At 67.1% G+C, this 17,497-nt stretch carries 11 protein-coding genes and 3 pseudogenes; 7 read left to right on the top strand and 7 right to left on the bottom strand.

The annotated features are described in order from the left end of the window. The first annotated feature begins 124 nt into the window (after positions 1–124). Positions 125–1,129 carry a type I restriction endonuclease gene (locus MYK68_RS06160; protein ID WP_247866997.1) on the top strand — a complete coding sequence of 335 codons (1,005 nt, stop codon included), beginning with the start codon at positions 125–127 and terminating at the stop codon, positions 1,127–1,129. Between the two features lie 61 nt (positions 1,130–1,190). Continuing rightward, positions 1,191–1,676: a tRNA (cytidine(34)-2'-O)-methyltransferase gene (locus MYK68_RS06155; protein ID WP_247866990.1), complete on the top strand. Its 486-nt coding sequence runs from the start codon at positions 1,191–1,193 to the stop codon at positions 1,674–1,676. A 68-nt stretch (positions 1,677–1,744) separates the two neighbouring features. Here the strand turns inward: MYK68_RS06155 and MYK68_RS06150 are convergent, their stop codons facing one another. Continuing rightward, the gene (locus MYK68_RS06150) at positions 1,745–3,349 is read right to left on the bottom strand and encodes an HNH endonuclease signature motif containing protein (RefSeq protein WP_247866989.1); all 1,605 of its coding nucleotides are present in this window, start codon (positions 3,347–3,349) and stop codon (positions 1,745–1,747) included. A 362-nt stretch (positions 3,350–3,711) separates the two neighbouring features. On the opposite strand from MYK68_RS06150, the pseudogene MYK68_RS06145 reads away from it, so the two are divergent. Next, positions 3,712–3,969: pseudogene (locus tag MYK68_RS06145) on the top strand (transposase family protein); the annotation flags it as partial. A gap of 174 nt (positions 3,970–4,143) precedes the next feature. Here MYK68_RS06145 and MYK68_RS06140 read toward each other — a convergent pair. Continuing rightward, positions 4,144–5,535, bottom strand: a complete 1,392-nt coding sequence (locus tag MYK68_RS06140; RefSeq protein WP_247865770.1) for an IS1380 family transposase — start codon at positions 5,533–5,535, stop codon at positions 4,144–4,146. A gap of 124 nt (positions 5,536–5,659) precedes the next feature. On the opposite strand from MYK68_RS06140, the pseudogene MYK68_RS06135 reads away from it, so the two are divergent. Both MYK68_RS06135 and MYK68_RS06130 read left to right on the top strand, forming a co-directional pair. Then, a pseudogene (locus tag MYK68_RS06135) lies at positions 5,660–6,715 on the top strand (ISL3 family transposase); the annotation flags it as partial. Between the two features lie 15 nt (positions 6,716–6,730). Beyond that, positions 6,731–6,989: pseudogene (locus MYK68_RS06130) on the top strand (transposase); the annotation flags it as partial. Positions 6,990–7,077: 88 nt separating this feature from the next. On the opposite strand, the gene MYK68_RS06125 reads toward MYK68_RS06130, so the two are convergent. The 5 genes from MYK68_RS06125 to MYK68_RS06105 form a co-directional block, all read right to left on the bottom strand. Continuing rightward, complete coding sequence (locus tag MYK68_RS06125) at positions 7,078–9,048, bottom strand: glucose PTS transporter subunit IIA (protein WP_247866986.1); 1,971 nt, start codon at positions 9,046–9,048, stop codon at positions 7,078–7,080. A 1-nt stretch (position 9,049) separates the two neighbouring features. Next, complete coding sequence (murQ, locus tag MYK68_RS06120) at positions 9,050–9,976, bottom strand: N-acetylmuramic acid 6-phosphate etherase (RefSeq protein WP_247866984.1); 927 nt, start codon at positions 9,974–9,976, stop codon at positions 9,050–9,052. A 44-nt stretch (positions 9,977–10,020) separates the two neighbouring features. Beyond that, entirely contained in the window at positions 10,021–12,120 is a 2,100-nt protein-coding gene (locus MYK68_RS06115; protein ID WP_247866983.1) for a glucose PTS transporter subunit IIA, read from the bottom strand. Between the two features lie 44 nt (positions 12,121–12,164). Further along, a complete protein-coding gene (nagB, locus tag MYK68_RS06110) occupies positions 12,165–12,935 on the bottom strand; it encodes a glucosamine-6-phosphate deaminase (protein ID WP_247866982.1) in 771 nt (256 codons plus the stop codon). 356 nt (positions 12,936–13,291) lie between these two features. After that, positions 13,292–16,609, bottom strand: coding sequence for an error-prone DNA polymerase (locus tag MYK68_RS06105; protein ID WP_247866980.1), 3,318 nt, complete (start codon positions 16,607–16,609; stop codon positions 13,292–13,294). A 107-nt stretch (positions 16,610–16,716) separates the two neighbouring features. On the opposite strand from MYK68_RS06105, the gene MYK68_RS06100 reads away from it, so the two are divergent. Together MYK68_RS06100 and MYK68_RS06095 are read left to right on the top strand one after the other, a co-directional pair. Next, on the top strand, positions 16,717–17,181 hold the full coding sequence (locus MYK68_RS06100; protein ID WP_247866979.1) for a hypothetical protein: 465 nt from the start codon (positions 16,717–16,719) through the stop codon (positions 17,179–17,181). Then, positions 17,178–17,471 (top strand): winged helix-turn-helix domain-containing protein, encoded by a 294-nt coding sequence (locus tag MYK68_RS06095; protein ID WP_247866977.1) that lies wholly within the window; start codon positions 17,178–17,180, stop codon positions 17,469–17,471. The genes MYK68_RS06100 and MYK68_RS06095 overlap by 4 nt, the downstream gene beginning before the upstream one ends. Positions 17,472–17,497: the final 26 nt, after the last annotated feature.

The following is a 17,497-nucleotide window of genomic DNA, read 5'->3' as shown; positions in this document are numbered from 1 at the left end:
ACACCGACGGCCTCGGCGATCCAGTCGTACCTCACAGCCATAATCAACCCTGCCGCAACCAATCCGAACACCTCAGGCCGGGATCAGCGCCTCACGAAAGATCGAGGCTAAGAACGCCTTCATCATGCCGTTCATCTCCAACGTACTTGGATATGACGTGTTCGACCCGACCGAGGTCGTTCCAGAGTTCACCGCCGACGTTGGACTCAAGAAGGGCGAGAAAGTCGACTACGCGGTATTCCACAATGGTGAAGTTCAAATTCTCATCGAATGCAAACCCATCGGTGCCCCGCTCGATTTGAAGCATGCCAGTCAGCTTTTTCGCTATTTTTCGGTCACCTCAGCAAGAATTGCGATTCTCACCAATGGTCGAGAGTATCGAGTCTTCACCGACGGCGACCTACCGAACCGGATGGATGACAAGCCGTTTCTAGTCTTTGATCTTCTCGACATCGACCGAAGCCTGCTCCCCGAGATCGAGAAACTTGCGAAGGACTCATTCGATCTCGACTCAGTGATCAACGCCGCACAGGAGCTCAAGTACGTCGGCGGCATCAGGAGAGTAATCGCGAACGAGGTCAAAGACCCGTCCCCCGAGTGGGTTCGATACTTCGTCGGTCGCGTCTACGACGGCAAGGCGACGCAAAGAGTTCTCGACCAATTCCGCCCACTCGTCGCCCAGGCCCTCAGTCAGTACATCGGCGCACAAGTCAATGAGAGACTGAAGACCGCCCTTGGCGAAGAGGCAACATCGATCGAGAACGAGACCCCTGAACCTAGACGAGTAACAGACACAAGCCATGTGGCACCGTCGAACGATTCACCCACCGATCCAGATATCGTCACCACCGACGAAGAACTCGAAGGATTCAATATCGTCCGAGCAATCGCGGTGTCCGAAGTCGCCCCGGAACGAGTAGTTTACCGCGACTCGAAATCTTACTTTGCCGTACTTCTCGATGACAACAACCGGAAGCCGATCATCAGACTTCATCTGAACGGAAAGAGTGTGAAGTTCGTTACCACCTTCGAGAACGGCAAAGATGGAACTCGACACGACATCGAGACCGTGGTCGACATCTATCGAATCGCTGAGCAGGTGCGGCTGACAATCCGCAACTACGAGTAGGCGGAGGCCAGTCGCACCCCCGACGACTGGATCGCGACCCGCGCTGAGAGATGATGGCGGGGTGTCCCAGCCCGAGCCGTTCGACCTCAAGATCGTCTTCTACCAGCCCTGCATTCCGCCTAACACCGGCAACGCCATCCGGATCGCGGCGAACACCGGGGTCCAGCTCCATCTGATCGAGCCGCTCGGCTTCACCATGACCGACGCCCAGGTGAAGCGCGCGGGCCTGGACTATCACGAGATGGCACACGTCACCGTGCACCCCGATCTCGAGGCCGCGTGGGAGGCCCTGCGGCCCGAGCGCGTCTTCGCCTTCACCGCGAAGGCGAGCCGCTTCTACACCGACGTCGAGTACCGCCCGGGCGACGTCCTGCTGTTCGGTCCCGAGCCGACCGGGCTGCCTGACGAGGTGCTCGACGACGCACACGTCACCGACCGCCTCCGTATTCCGATGCTGCCCGAGCGTCGCTCGATGAACCTCGCCAACGCGACCAGCGTCGCCCTCTACGAGGCCTGGCGCCAACAGGGCTTCCCCGGCGCCGTCTGACGATCCGCGTGACACTCCAGGTCGGGTCGGCCGTGCCCGCCCTGGCAGCCTGCCCACACTGGTGGTGGTCAGGCTGCCAGATGCTGTTCGAGAAGGCGTTCGACGCCGGAGGTCGTGCTGTCCTCCGGTGCAGGTCCAGCGGGCACGTCGGGGTGAGGTGCCTCGACGCCAAGCCCTCCGGCCCGCTCGCCGGTCTTCCCGAGCCGGTGGTTCACGATCGGTGGTGGGGAGCGGTCTTCGGCCGGGAGGTCTGGTCCGGTGCGGAGTTTGTCGGGGTGGAACAGTGGGTTGATGATCCACGGCCCGGCGCGTCCGGCGGGCCGCCAGCCGACGCGCCCTTTGTCGGGGCCGTCGGTGAGGACGGTCGATTCCCAGGTTCCGGGTTGTTTGCCGTTCCACCGGTTGTGTGTGCCGCAGGCCCCGCCGAGGTGATCGGCGTCGGTGGGACCGCCGTCTTGCCAGTCGGGCATGTGGTGCATCTCGCACTGGGCGAACGGCCGGGTACAGCCCGGCGCGGTACAGCCCCGGTCGCGGGCGAACACCGCCAAGCGTTGCGCCCGTGACGCGAGGCGGTGGGCGCGGCCGAGGTAGAGGGGCTGCCCGGTGGCCTTGGCGAACACGGCCAGGTACGGCACGGCGTTCGCGGCGATCGTCACCAGGTCCGATACGGGGATGCGGGTGCCGGTGGTGGTCCAGGCGATCCCGGCTTGCCGGGCGAGGTCCTCATCGGTGACGGTGACCACGATCTGATTGCGCAGACTCTCTGGGCGCGCGTGGGTGTTCTGGGCATTGACCCAGGCGAGTAGTGCCAGGAGAGCGTCGTGCTGGCGGCGCCCCAGCAGCCGGTCATCGCGTTCGGCCGCGGCAGCCAGCACGGCCGGGTCCAGGCCGGGCTGGTCGGCCGCACCGTGCGGGGAGTCCGGATCGTCGGGGTTGTTCATGCCGGGAGCGGCCCACTGGACGAACACGACCTCGAACTCGGCCCGCAGTTGCGGTGTCAGGCGGGCCTGGACCGCGCTCATGAGTTGCCGGTCCTGGGCGGACAACCGGAACTTCGCTTGCCGCTGCCGGTCTTTGTCGTCGGCGAGGGTGCCGTCGGGGTCGAGATGGGCCAGAATACGGTTGCCGACCATCGTCAGCCCGGACGGATTGAGCCGCCGGGCGGCGTCGGCGAGCATGGCCTCAGCCTTCACCCTGTCATCCGGGTCGACCGAGGTGGGGATTTTGTCCATCACTTCCTCGATCACCGACACGTGCGTCTCGCCGATCGCCCCGTCGGCCACCGCGGCGGCGGTCGCCGGGAACTTCGGATCGAGACGCTCGCCGGTCATCGCCGTGAACCGGCCGACCGAGGCCGCTACCACCCGGCGCCGCCGGGATTCGCCTTCCCCGATACGTAGTCCCTGGGTGAGGAGTTGGTGCATGGTGTTGTATCCGGCCCGCTGGCAGGCGCCGCGGTCGGAGATCTCCACCAGCAGCGCCGCATCGACCCCGACACCCTTGCGGCGGGCCTGCTCCCGCGACTCCAACAGATCCAGCAACCCATCCTCGGACAGCGCAGCCAGCGGCGCCTCGGCCAGGGATTCTTCGGCGGCATCGATCACCGCGACCAACTCGGCGGGAGACAGACCGGCCAGGACGCCACGGGCATCGAACACGTCATCGTCACTCATCGCGGACCCCCTTCCGGCCGATGATGGATGGTTCTCCTCCTACCCCAGGATAACGCACACCAAGATGTGAATACAACAGTTGGATAGAACTTATTTTCGATTAATTCACAGCGTGCGATGCCGCCGGTGTTATGTCGTCGGACATAGCGGTGGAACCCGTCCGCATCGGACGGTCTGGGCTCCGCCACATCGCCGAAACCCGCAAGAAGGCCATTCCCCGACACGACGATGATTTCCGGCTCTTCGGTTCTGAGAGTGCGTAGGTGAGGTTCGGGCCGAGCGCGGGCGACCACAACATGTAGGTAGGCCCTGGGTGTGATCATGGAAGTTCTCACACACCCCTGACGCACACCACAGGACCCATGGCCGAGCTTACTTCCGATGTTGCCGACACGATCTGCCGAACCGTCGAGTTGGGCGTGACGATTACCGGCGCCGCCCTCGACGCCCGCGACCGCACGCACGTATGGTGCCGAGTCCTGGACGCCGATCCACACTGCCCGGGCTGTCAGATCGCTGGTGAACTGCGTGATCACACCGACCGCGCCCTGACCGATGTGCCGATCAGTGGCCACCCGGTCATCCTGCACGCCGCGGTTCCCCGGTTCGTGTGCCGCACTAGCCTCGATCTTTCGTGAGGCGCTGATCCCGGCCTGAGGTGTTCGGATTGGTTGCGGCAGGGTTGATTATGGCTGTGAGGTACGACTGGATCGCCGAGGCCGTCGGTGTGCGGTCGGGTTTCACGGGTCCGAAGGGTGGTCTTTGGGTCGTTGGGCCGGTTCTTTTTGTGCTGTTCAGCCGGTGTTTCGGTATCCCTCGAGTCTGGTGAGGCCGGTGATGAGCAGGCTGGTGTGTCGGGACTGGTTGTCGAATCGCAGGCGACGGGTGCGGGCGTGTCGGGCCAGACGGGCTGCGGTGGCGAACAACCGCAATCGGAGACTCTTCAGTTCCCAGGTACGGGCGTCGGTGCTGGTCAGGGCGAGCATCTGCATCCACGCGTTCAGATCGAGGGCGAGAGCGACGACGGCGAGCCAGATCTGATTCTGGGCGAAGGTCTTGAACGGTAGGTTCTGTAGGCCGCAGTCTTTGGCCTGGCGGATCCGGTCCTCGCAGCGGGCGCGTCGGCGGTGGCGTAGTTCCAGGTCGGCCAGCTGTCCGCGGCGGGTGTTGGTGGCGAACGCGGTCAGCCGCCAGCCGTTGCGGTCGGTGATGCGCAGTTGGGCGCCGGGGTGGGGTTTCTCGCGGCGCACGATCACCCGCATACCGTCCGGCCAGCCGGACAGGTCCATCAGGCCGGTCAGTTCGGCGACGTCAGCGTTCTCCCGTGGTGTGCGTTCGGCGTCGTAGGCCGGGGTCCACGCCGCTGCCGGGAGGGCGTCGGCCAGATCGCCGAGGCGCTGGTCCAGGCCGAATCCGATCGAGTAGGAGACCCGTAGCTTGGTCAGGTGGTCGAGGAAGTCGTGGGTGCCGCCGGCACTATCAGCACGGATCAGGATCTTGCGGCCGGGCCGTGTGGGGAGTCCGGGTATCTGGGCCAGGGCGTGGCCGAGGGTGGTGATGTGGTCGGCGGCAGTGTTCGCTCCGGCGTTCCCCGGGCGCAGGAGCATCGTCGCGACTTCGCCGGTGCCGCCGGGGCCGTGGTCGATGTGCGCGGTCAGCGGGTGGAATCCGTAGCCGCCCTTGTAGTTTCCCGCTGCGGACTCCTTGTCCGAGTGCGCGGTCACCAGGGTCGCGTCCAGGTCGATGATCAACGGTGTGGCAGCGTCGATACCGGCGTTCGGTGCGTGCCCACCGAGCAGCGTCCACACGCGCGATCGTGCGGTGGCGCGTGCACCGGCGATCGCCGCTATTGCTGCCGCCGGAGACTTCGCCAGGTCGGCGATCAGGCGGGACACGGTCGGATCAGAGGCGACCGGCCCGAATACTTCGTTCCGGCCGCGCAGGGTCGCGAGGTCGGCGAGGCAGTCACCGCCGGCGACCAGCGAGACCGCCAGATCGGCGACGATCTTGCCCGGATCATGAGTGGCCAGGGGCTTACGCCACCGCCCCAGCCCCCGCGACAGAGCCGCCGTCAGGGCGCTGACTTCGGCGGTCCGGGTCAGCAGGATCGCGCCGGCATGGGACACCAGCCCCGCGCCGTCGCCGGTGGCCTGGACCTGTGGGTAGAACACGGTAGAGTCGCTCACCAGAAAGGTGCTCCTCGCTCTTTGCGTAATCGGTAGTGTCGCAACTCCAATTATCGCAGGTGAGAGCACCTTTCTTCCTACTTCAGCAAGGGCGCGTCGAATTCACCCGTGAAAGGCCGAGGCTAGCGACTGCCCGCGCACGATCTTCCGCGGCAGGATCGACCACATAGCCCCAGCACGGGCAGTGGTCACCGCACGGACCGCACGGTGGATTCTGCAGCGCATCGTGGTCGACAAGATGAGCGTTGCCGCCGTGGCCGCCAACCTCGGTATCGCCTGGGGAACCGTCAATACGATCGCCCTGGACGCCGCTCGTGCCCTGGTCTACGACGGCGGCCACCTCGACGGGGTCCGCTGCCTCGGCGTGGACGAGCACAAGTGGAAACACGTTCGCGGACAAGGGGATTCGAGTTTCGTCACCGTCTTGATCGACCTGACCCCGGTCATCGACGGGACCGGCCCGGCACGCCTGCTCGACATGATCGGCGGACGATCCAAACAGGTACTCAAGACGTGGATGGCCGCCCGGGACAAGCAGTTCCGGGATCGGATCAAGGTCGTGGCGATGGACGGATTCACCGGCTACAAGAGCGCCACCGCCGAGGAACTCCCCGCGGCCCGGGTAGTGATGGATCCGTTCCACGTTGTACATCTGGCCGCAAGCAAACTCGACTTGTGTCGGCAACGGATCCAGCAGCAGGTGTGCGGGCACCGGGGCCGCAAGGACGACCCGCTGTACAAGATTCGCCGGATTCTGCATACCCGCACCGAACTGCTCACCGACAAACAGAAGATCCGCCTCTTCGAGTCGCTGACCAGTCACGACGACCATGTCGCTGTCGAGATCACCCACCAGATCTACCAGGAGCTGATCGCCGCCTACGAACACCCGCAGCGCCGCGAGGGGAAGAAACTCATGTACAAGATCCTGCGCCGTATCCGCACCGGACTGCCGGCAGGCCTGCAAGAGCTGGCCCAACTCGGACGAAGCCTGTGGTCCCGGCGCGCCGACATCCTCGCCTACTTCGACGTCGGCGTCTCCAACGGGCCGGTCGAAGCCATCAACGGACGCCTCGAACACCTCCGCGGCATCGCGCAAGGCTTCCGCAACCTCGACCACTACATCTTGCGGTCCCTACTGCACTCCGGTCAGCTCGCGACTCGGATCAACGCACTCTGAGAGACGAAGAGCCTGATTTCCGAACGCACCGGCATCCCCGGGTTCTTCTGCGATCCGCACAGTCCGTGGCAACGCGGTTCCAACGAGAACACCAACGGCCTGTGTTCCACCAGTACTTCTCGAAGGGCGATGACCTCCACCAGTACTCGCAGAAACTGCCTGAACGCAGTCGGCGCCGAATTGAACGGCCGCCCGCGGTAAACAACTCGGGTGGCGTATCCCGATGAGAACCTCGATCATGCCCGTAAGGACACCGGTGGTGCATTGCACCTGACTTCGACGTATCCTGGTATTTCAGACGCCCCGGTGTCGCCTCTGTCTTTCTGGACATGCGCCCGGGGCTTTGTCATCTGGGCTAACGACTATCCCTTGCCGGTCACCGTCACGACCGCGGCCGGGTCGTCGAGCGACGGGCTCGACACATCGAAGTCCTTGCCGTTCATCACGATCACCGGGGTCACCAGCGAGGGCACCTTGGCGCCGATCGCCGCGAGGTCCGCACGGATGACCGGTGTGCCCGCCGACACGCGGTCGCCCTTGGCCGCCAGCGCCTCGAAGCCGTCGCCCCTGAGCGCGACGGTCTCCAGCCCGATGTGCACCAGGATCTGGACACCGTCGTCGGTCGTGACAGCGAAGGCGTGCTTGGTCGGGAAGACCATGGTGAGCACGCCGTCGACCGGACTGCTGAACACCTCGCCGGTGGGCAGCACCGCGAATCCCGGTCCCATCGTGCCTGTGGAGAACATCTTGTCGGGCACTTGATCCAGCGGGATCACCTCACCGTCGACGGGCGCGGCGACTCTCACCTTGGTCAGCAGTGCGGTGGTCGCCCCGGAAGCCGGGGCGGCTTCGCTCGGGCCACCCAGCGCCGGGTCGGCCTCCAACTCGCCGAACTCGTCGTCGTCGCGATTGTGCTCCTCGAGGAGTTCCGGGGTGAAGCCGAAGAAGTAGGTGAACAGGAAGCCGGCGACATAGCCGGCCACCAGGCCGATGACGTAGGCCATGATCGCGTAGCCCTGCCCCTTGCTGCTGTCGACCAACGGCAGCAGTGCCCAGCCGGACGGCCCGATCGCGGTGGCACCGAACGGCGCGACGAACTGATTGAACGCGCCGGCCACGGCGCCGCCGACCGCACCGCCGAGACACGCCGTGATGAACGGCCGCCCGAGCGGTAGCGTCACGCCGTAGATCAGCGGCTCCCCGACGCCCAGGATGCCGACCGGCGTCGCGCCCTTGATGGTGTCGCGCAGGGCGCGGTTCTTGCGGAGCTTGAGATAGACCGCGATCGACGCGCCCACCTGACCGGCGCCGGCCATCGCCAGGATCGTCAGCAGCGAGGTGTAGCCGGACTGCTCGATGAGCGCCATGTGAATCGGGATCAGCGCCTGGTGCAGACCGAGCATCACCAGCGGCAGGAACAGGCCGCCGAGGATGAAGCCCGCCGCCACCCCGGAGTGCTCCAGCAGCCAATCGGCACCGTTGCCGATGCCGGTGGCGATCCAGTCGGCCACGAACATGAAGACGTAGATGGTCGCCAGCCCCGAGACCAGCAACGCGATCGTCGGCGTCACCAGGATGTCGATCGCGTCGGGGATCCGTCCGCGCAGCATCCGCTCGATCCAGGCGCACAGCGCGGCGGCCAGGATCGCACCGATCACGCCGCCCTGCCCAGGCGACAACTCCACCTGCCCGAAGCCGGGCAACGAGTAGTGGACGTCGGCGACGCCCGGGAATACGATGATCGCCGCCACCGCCCCGCCGAGCGCCGGGGTGCCGCCGAACTCCTTGGCGGCGTTGATACCGGCGAAGATCGCCAGGTAGGCGAAGAACGCGCCACCGATCACGGTCAGCGACGGCAGGATCGACTCGACCCAGCCCGGCGCGCCGCCGGCGGTGACCCAGTTGTTCAGCAGGCCGCGGATCGCCGCGACCAGACCGGCACCGATCAGCGCCGGGATCAGGGGGACGAAGATGTTCGCGATCTTGCGCAGCAGATTCTTGAACGGGGTGTTGTTGCGTTCCTTCTGCGCCGCCTTGATCGACGCGCCCTTGTCGGCGAGCGCCTTCGCGTCGTGCCCGGACGCCTCGAGCAGCCCACGGAACGCGGTGGTCACCTTGGTCACCGCGCCGGGTCCGAGCACGATCTGGAAGGTGTCGTCCTCGACCACCCCCAGCACACCCGGCACCTTCTTGACGGCGGCGACGTCGATCAGGCCGGGATCGACGGGCGTCACCCGCATCCGGGTCATGCAGTTCTCGACGGCGGCGATGTTCGACGCTCCGCCCAGCAGCGGGAGCAGCGCCTGCGCGGTCGCCAGGGACTTATCGGCCATGTCACGCCTCCTGATCGGAAGTGAGAGCGCCGCGGACAAAGCCGCCGGCGTCATCGAGTCGTCGTCGTGCGGCCGCCGCGTCGACGCCGGCGAGGATCATCACGATCGCGGTCTTGGCATGCCCGCCGGCCGCGTCGTACGCCGCCGCGGCCTCCGCCGCCGAGCACCCGGTGGCCTCGGCGACGATCCGCTGTGCCCGGGCGACCAGCTTCTCGTTGGTCGGCATCACGTCGACCATCAGATTCCCGTAGACCTTGCCGACCTGCACCATCGACGCGGTGGAGATCATGTTGAGGATGAGTTTCTGACTGGTGCCCGCCTTGAGCCGGGTGGATCCGGTCAGGACCTCGGGTCCGTTGTCGACCTCGATGGCGACATCGGCGTGCCCGCTGACCACCGCGCCCCGATTGCAGGCGACGGAGATCGTCGACGCACCGACGCCGCGGGCGTAGTCGAGACCGCCGATCACATAGGGAGTACGCCCGGAGGCCGCGATCCCGACCACCGCGTCGTCCGCGTTCAGACCGATGCCGGCGAGCTCGGTCGCGGCCAGCTCGGCCGAGTCCTCGGCGCCCTCGACCGCCTTGACGAAGGCCCGCTCACCCCCGGCGATCAGCCCCACGACCTGCTCGGGCGGGGTACCGAAAGTCGGCGGACACTCGACGGCGTCGAGCACCCCGAGCCGGCCGCTGGTGCCGGCCCCCAGGTAGATCAGCCGCCCGCCGTTCCGGAAGGCCGCCGCGACGAGGTCGACGGCGGCGGCGATCTCGCCGATCGCCTCCCCCACCGCCTCGGCGACCTTCCGGTCCTCGGCGTTCATCACCGTCAGCAACTCGGTGACGCTCATCGCGTCGAGTGCCGTCGTCCGCGGATTGCGCGTCTCGGTCCCCAGGTTCGCCAGGTTCTCGAGGTGTGCTGAATCGTCCACGATCCTCCCCTTATTCGTTTGTCGATCGGCCCGATCGGCGGCCGCTACCCCTCGCGAGGCGCCGTGGCGACGGCGATCACCGGATCACCGACCGACACCGGTCCCTCCGTCAGCGCCTCCACCGAGGCGAACTTCTTGGTGTTCATCACGACGATCGGCGTGATCACCGCGTAGCCGGCCTCCTCGATCACCGCCCGGTCGAAGCGCACCAGCGGAGTCCCGGCGGTCACCTTCTGTCCGGCCTTGACGAAGACCTCGAAGCCCTCGCCGCCGAGGGCGACCGTGTCGATGCCGATGTGGATCAGCAGCTCGACGCCGTCGAACACCAAGCCGAAGGCGTGACCGGTCGCCTGCGCCGCCACCACCAGGGCGTCGGCCGGGGCGTAGACGGTGTCGCCGGTCGGCTCGATCGCGATGCCAGCCCCCATCGTTCCGCCGGCGAACGCCGCGTCGGGCACCTCCGACAGCGGGCGGGCGATGCCCTCGACCGGGGCGCCGATGAGCACCGTGCCGTCCTCGCGTTCCAGCACCGCGACCGAGGCCGCGGACGGGACGATCGCCGTCGCCTCCCCACCGCCGGTGTCCGCGACGATCGCGGCGGTCGCCGCGGCGACGTCGTCGCCGAGGTCGCCACCCTGCTCGGCCGCGCGCTCGGCGGCCTCGTCGGCGTCCCGCTGCAACTCGAACTCGGCCTGCTGCTCAGGTGTCCGGAAGCCGGAGAAGATCACCAGGAACATCGCGGTGAAGAAGGCCGCGGCCACCGCGATCCCGTACAGGAAGGTCGGGTAGAACACCGGGATGGTCAGCAGCGAGGTGAACGCGAAGGCGTTGGTCTTGACGCCGCCGCCGATACCGATGATCAGGCCGCCGACGAAACAGCCCACCAGCATCCGCGGATAGATCCGCTTGAAGCGCAGATGGATGCCGTACAGCGAGGGTTCGGAGATGCCGCCGAGCAGACCCGCCGCCAGCGCGCCGGTCGCCGTCTGTTTCATGTTCTTGTCACGCTGCTTCCAGGCCAGCACCAGCACGCCCGCGGTGGCGCCGAAGCACGCGAAGTTCCACGCACCCATCGGGCCCTGGATGAAGTCGTAGCCGAGGTTCTGGATGTTCAGCAGCATGATCGCGTTCAGCGGCCAGTGCAGACCCAGCGGCACCATGAACGGGTAGGCCAGCGGGATGACGATGGCGAAGATGAACGGTGAGAAGTCGTTGATGCTGCGCAGCACGTTGCCCAGGCCGGCACCGGCGTACACGCCGATCGGGCCGATCAGGAAGGCGGTCACCGGGATCATGATGAGCATGGCGAAGAACGGCACGAACACCAGGTGCAGGTTCTCCGGGATGATCCGCCGCAGCCCCTTGTAGAGCAGGCCCAGCACCGCCGCCATCAGCAGCGGCGGGAACACCTGCGAGCTGTAGTCGTTCAGGGTCAGCGGGATGCCGAAGATGTCGATGGTGTTGACGTCGAACCCGAAGATCTTGTGGTGCTGGATGTTCGGGTTGTCGAGGAAGCCCTTGTAGCCGGGCAGCATCAGCACCGCCATGATCGCGAAGCCCACCCACGGGTCGGCGCCGACCTTGCGTGAGGCGTTGTAGGCGATCATCAGCGGCAGCATGACGAACACCGACTGCCAGCACAGGTTGATGAACTGCCAGCCGGGTGAGAGCGTCACGTCCGGCGAGTTCCACGCCGGGATCACCTTCAGGGAGGCCATCAGGGCCATGAAGGTGATGAACAACGACGCGCCGAGCAGCGCGCCGAGGATCGGCCGGAACGAGTCGGAGAGGAACTCGAACAGCGAGTCGACCCAGCTGACCTTGCCGCGCGGCCCCTTGGCGCGCGCGGCAGCCTTGATCGACGCGGCATCGTCTCCGCCGCCGGATCCGCCGCCCGCCATCGCGGGCAGACCCATGATGTCCTCGTAGACCGACTGAACGCCGCCACCGATGATCACCTGGTAGTGGTTGGCGCCCTGCGGCACGGCACCGAGCACCCCCGGGATCTTCTCGATCGTGTCCTTGTCGACCCCGCTGCCGTCGCGCAGTGCGAATCTCAGGCGCGTCGCGCAGTGCGTCAGCGATTCAATGTTCTGTGGGCCGCCGACCGCGTCGACGATCTGTGCGGCAGATTCCTTACTCATCGAACCTCCTGCTGTCGCGCGCCGCGGATCGGTCGCGTGAGCCTCTAGTGACCGGCCTGGTTCTCCGGCTTGTTGGTGTAGACGTAGCGGTAGTAGTCGGCGTCCCGCAGCTTGCTCGCGGCGGCCTCGTCGACCACGATCGTCGCGCGCGGATGCCACTGCAGGATCGACGCCGGGCACGACGCCGACAGCGGCCCCTCGACCGTCGCGGCGATCGCGGCGGCCTTGCCCTCCCCGGTGGCGACCAGCGCGAGGCGCCGTGCATCGCAGATGGTGCCGAGGCCCTGGGTGATCACGTGGAAGGGCACCTGATCGAGATCGTCGTCGAAGAACCGCGCGTTGTCTCGCCGCGTCTTCTCGGTGAGCGTCTTGATGCGGGTGCGTGAGGTCAGCGACGACGACGGCTCGTTGAACCCGATGTGGCCGTTGCTTCCGATGCCGAGGATCTGGACGTCGACCGGGCCGACTTCGCCGATGAGCGCGTCGTAGGCGTCGGCGGCGATGCGGCTGTCCGGGGCCATCCCGTCCGGCGAGTAGACCTCGCCGATGTCGATGTGATCGGTGAAGTTGTCACGGATGAACCGCGCGTACGACTCCGGGTGCGTCGGCGGCAGACCCACGTACTCGTCGAGCAGCACCGCGTCGACCCCGGCGAAGCTCAGGCCCTCCTCGCGATGGCGGCGGATCAGTTCACGGTAGGTCGGTAGCGGCGACGATCCGGTCGCCAGCCCGAGAGTCGTGGCGCCGCCACGAACGGCTCCGGTGATGATGTCGGCCATCACCTGTTCCGGGTGATCGGTGATCACGACCTCCATGTGCGTGCACTCCCTTTGCTGTCGTCTCCGTTGGCGATGGGCTGAGACTAACGCGCACGCGGGGCTCGTGTTATCCGATCCGGAATCGCTTCATCTCGGCGATCCGTTCGGACCGGTCCGTCGGGTATACGTCGGGCGAACCTCGACGTGGCCGCGGCCGGCGCGGCCAGCACGCCGGCACGGCCGAGTCTCCGGAGACCGGATGCCGCGAGCGGTGCGAGATCACCGGAACCGTCCCGCGAGCGAGTATCCACGCGCAGGGCTTGCCGGCCGATCAGTGATCACGAAACGCGACCAATCGATCTGCATCGGGGTCCGAGACGATCCGGTGCAGGTTGGATATAGGCAGCTTCTAATCAGCACCAGTCCCGTGAGCGAGTGCCCACGCGCAGGTCCAACTGCTGCAGACGGTCGGCGACGACGGTCACCGCACCCTCCGCGTTCTGCACCTTCCCGCGGATCAGCAGCGCCGACGCGGTCTGGGCCAGCGTCCGGTACCTCGCCCACAGGCCGACCGAGCAGACCACGTTCACCATGCCGGTCTCGTCCTCCAGGTTGAGAAAGGTGACGCCCGACGCGGTGGCCGGGCGCTGGCGGTGGGTCACCGCGCCGCCGACCGTGACGCGCGAGCCGTCGGGCACCGACAGCAGCCGATTCGCGGGCGTCACCCCCATCGCGTCCAGCCGCGGCCGCAGATACTGGGTCGGATAGGTGTGCGGGGTGATCCCGGTCGACATCGCATCCACCGCGGCGAGCTCGACATCGGACATGCCCGGCAGCGTAGGCACCTGACGCGGAGAGACGACGGGCAGCTGGTCCTCCCGCAGCCCGGCGACGGCGCCCGCCTCCCACAGGGCGGCACGCCGATCGAGCCCCAGCGACCCGAATGCCCCCGCGGTGGCCAGCGATTCCAGTTGCGGTGCGGTCAACTCCGTACGACGGGACAGCTCGGCGACGCTCTCGTAGCGGCCGCGTTCGGCACGTTCGGCGACGATCCGCTGCGCCGCCGCCTCACCGAGCGCGCGGACCGCGCCGAGCCCGATCCGGACGTCGAGGCCGTCGTTCTCCAGCTCCGCGTGCGCAAGCGACCGGTTGATATCGGGGCGGTGCACGGTGACCCCGTGCCTGCGCGCATCGGCCACCAGCGACTGCGGCGAATAGAACCCCATCGGCTGTGCGCGCAGCAGTGCCGCGCAGAACGCCGCCGGATGGTGCAGCTTGAACCAGGCCGAGTAGAAGACCAGCGACGCGAAACTCTGCGAGTGACTTTCCGGGAAGCCGAAATTGGCGAACGCCGCCATCTTCTCGTAGATCCGGTCGGCCAGCTCCCCGGTGATCCCGTTGACGTGTTCCATGCCCTCGTAGAACCGGTCCCGCAGGCGTTTCATCTTCTCCGGGGACCGCTTGGAGCCCATCGCCCGGCGCAGCTGGTCGGCCTCGGCGGCGTCGAATCCGGCGACGTCGACCGCCAACTGCATCAGCTGCTCCTGAAACAGCGGAATACCGAGAGTGCGATGCAGCGCCCGTTCCATCGACGGATGCTCGGCCGCGGTGCCCTCGTCGCCGTTGCGGCGCCGAATGTACGGGTGCACCGAGCCACCCTGAATGGGGCCGGGCCGGATCAGCGCCACCTCCACCACCAGGTCATAGAAGTTCCGCGGCTTCAGTCGCGGCAGGGTGGCCATCTGCGCCCGGGACTCCACCTGGAAGACGCCGATCGTGTCGGCGCGACACAGCATGTCGTACACGGCCTCCTCGGTCAGATCGAGCTGCGCCAGATCCACTTCGATTCCCTTGTGGTCCTTAACCAGGTCGATCGCGTAGTGCAGCGCGGAGAGCATGCCGAGGCCCAGCAGGTCGAACTTCACCAGGCCGACCGCGGCGCAGTCGTCCTTGTCCCACTGCAGCACGCTGCGACCGTCCATCCGCGCCCACTCGGTGGGGCAGACGTCGGCGATCGGCCGGTCACAGATCACCATCCCGCCCGAGTGGATACCGAGATGTCGCGGCAAGGAGGAGACCTCGGCGGCCATGGCGCGGACGTCGTCGGGCGCCGAATCGGGTACCTTGCTCCACGCGTCCTGCTGACCGGGGTCGTAGCCGAGAGCCCGCGCCATGTCGCGCACCGCCGACCGGCCGCGATAGGTGATCACATTGGCCACCTGCGCGCTGTATTCGCGGCCGTGCTTGGCGTAGACGTACTGGATCGCCTCCTCTCGGCGATCGGACTCGATGTCGACATCGATGTCCGGCGGGCCGTCGCGTTCGGGCGCCAGGAAGCGCTCGAACAGCAGCTGATTCGCCACCGGGTCGACGTTGGTGATGCCGAGCGAGTAACAGACCGCCGAGTTGGCCGCACTCCCTCGGCCCTGGCAGAGGATGTCGCTGCGCCGGCAGAAGTCGACGATGTCATGGACGATCAGGAAGTACCCGGGAAAGGTCAGCGTCTCGATGATGTCCAGTTCGTGGTCGATCTGCCGGTAGGCATCGGGGCGCTGCTCGCGAGTGCCGTAGCGGCGGCGGGCGCCCCGCTCGGTGAGCTCGCGCAGCCAGCTCACCTCGGTGTGCCCGTCCGGGACATCGAACGGCGGCAGGTTCGGTGCGATCAGGCCCAGCGAGAACGCACAGTCGGCCGCCACCTGTGCCGCGGTGTCGATGGCGTCGCGATGAGCGGGCAGCAAGCGCGCCATCTCGTCGCCGCTGCGCAGGTGTGCTCCCCCGACGCCGGGCAGCCACCCAGTGATGGTGGCGATGTCGGTGCGGGCCCGCACCGCGGCCACCGCCATGGCGAGTCGTCGTCGATCCGGGCCGGGGAAATGCGCTCCGGTGGTGGCGACGGCCGGCAACGCCAGCTCGGCGGCCAGCCCGGCCAGGACGGCGTTGCGCTCGTCGTCGTCGCTGCAACCGGAAGCGGTCAGCTCGACCAGCACATTGTCCGGCCCGAAACGATCGGCCAACTCCCCCAACGATTTTCGTGCAGCAGCCACACCGCCGCGAGCCAGTGCCCGGCGCACCGATCCCTTCCGGCAGCCGGTGAGGATCAGCCAGTGCCCGGCGGCCGAGGAAGTGATCAGATCGGCGTCGTACCGCAGCACCCCCTTCCGGTCCCGGGTGCCCTTCGATGAACCGTCCCTGAGCTCCGTCGAAGTGTCACCACCGCGCATGTGCGCGTCGGCGATGGTCCGGGACAGTCGCCGGTAGCCCTCGGCGTCCCGGGCGAGCACCAGCAGGTGCTCGCCCGGCGGATCCACCGCGCCCGCCCGTCGACGATTCGGCGACGAGGCCTCCACCGAGAGCTCCGCGCCGAACACCGTCGGCATGCCGTACTCCCGGGCCGCCTCGGCGAAGCGCACCACCCCGTAGAAGCCGTCGTGGTCGGTCAGCGCCAGCCCGGTCAGGGCCAATCGCCGCGCCTCGGCGACCATCTCCTCCGGCATCGCGGCCCCGTCGAGAAAGCTGTAGGCACTGTGCGCGTGCAATTCGGCGTACCGGATCGACGACTCCACCGGTTCCACCTCGTCGGGGAGGAACGTTCCCCGCTTACGCGACCACGCCGGCGAATCTCCGCCGTCGCCCGGCACGTCCGGTTCGGCGAGTCTCCGTCCATCGGCCGGCCGGCCGGAGAGCACCCGCTCCATCTCCGACCAGCTCGGCGGCCCGTTACTCCATCCCACCGAATCATTTTAGAACGTACGTTCGATAGAGGCCAGCCATTGACTTTCCTCCCAGGAAAGAGAACACTTACTTTCCAAGTAGGAAAGTCAATGAGGAAGTGGTCCAGATGAACGACACCACCCACGAGGGCGCACGATCAGCCCTCGACTCGATCGACAGCGCCCAGCACGCGATGGCCGGAGAGATCGGACTGCCACGCTGGTACTGGTGGATGATGGCCGCCGGCTGGATCGTCCTGGGCGTCCTCGGCGATCTGACGCCCGGCTGGGTCGCGATCGTCGCGACCGTGCTCTTCGGCGCGGGCAACGCCACCCTGGCCGGCCGCCTCTACGACGGCACCCGCGGCACCGCCGGTGTGCGGTTGAACCGGTCCCAGGTCAGCCGTCGGATCCCCTGGCTGATCATCGGAATCCTGGTGGTGCTGGTGCTGCTGACCATCGGTGTCGCACTGGGACTGGACGCGGACGGCGCCGGGCACCCGGGCCTCCTCGCGTCGGTGTTCGTGGCCGCGATCGTCGGTTTCGGCGGCCCGGAGATCCTCCAGCGCCTGCGCCGGCTGGTCCACGCATGAGCGGATTCGACGAACTCATCCACCCCAGCACGCGGCTGTCGCTGGTGGCGACGCTGGCCGCCGCCGACTGGGCGGAGTTCGCCTTCCTCAAGGAGAAGCTGAACCTCTCCGACTCGGCCCTCTCCAAGCAGCTGACCACGCTGGAGAAGGCCGGGTACGTGGCCACCGAACGCCGCCTCACCGGCCGCCGCCACACCCTCCGCGCACGACTGACCCCGGTCGGCCGGGCCGCGTTCGACGGTCACGTCGCCGCCTTGCGCGCCATCGTCGACGGTGCGGGGGCGTCGTAGGCCGTCACGGCGGCGCCGGCCCGCCG

This window comes from Gordonia sp. PP30 (assembly GCF_023100845.1).
In the GTDB taxonomy this organism is placed as follows: domain Bacteria; phylum Actinomycetota; class Actinomycetes; order Mycobacteriales; family Mycobacteriaceae; genus Gordonia.
Note: the sequence above shows the minus strand (reverse complement) of the source record. Positions and strands in the feature narration are given on the sequence as shown.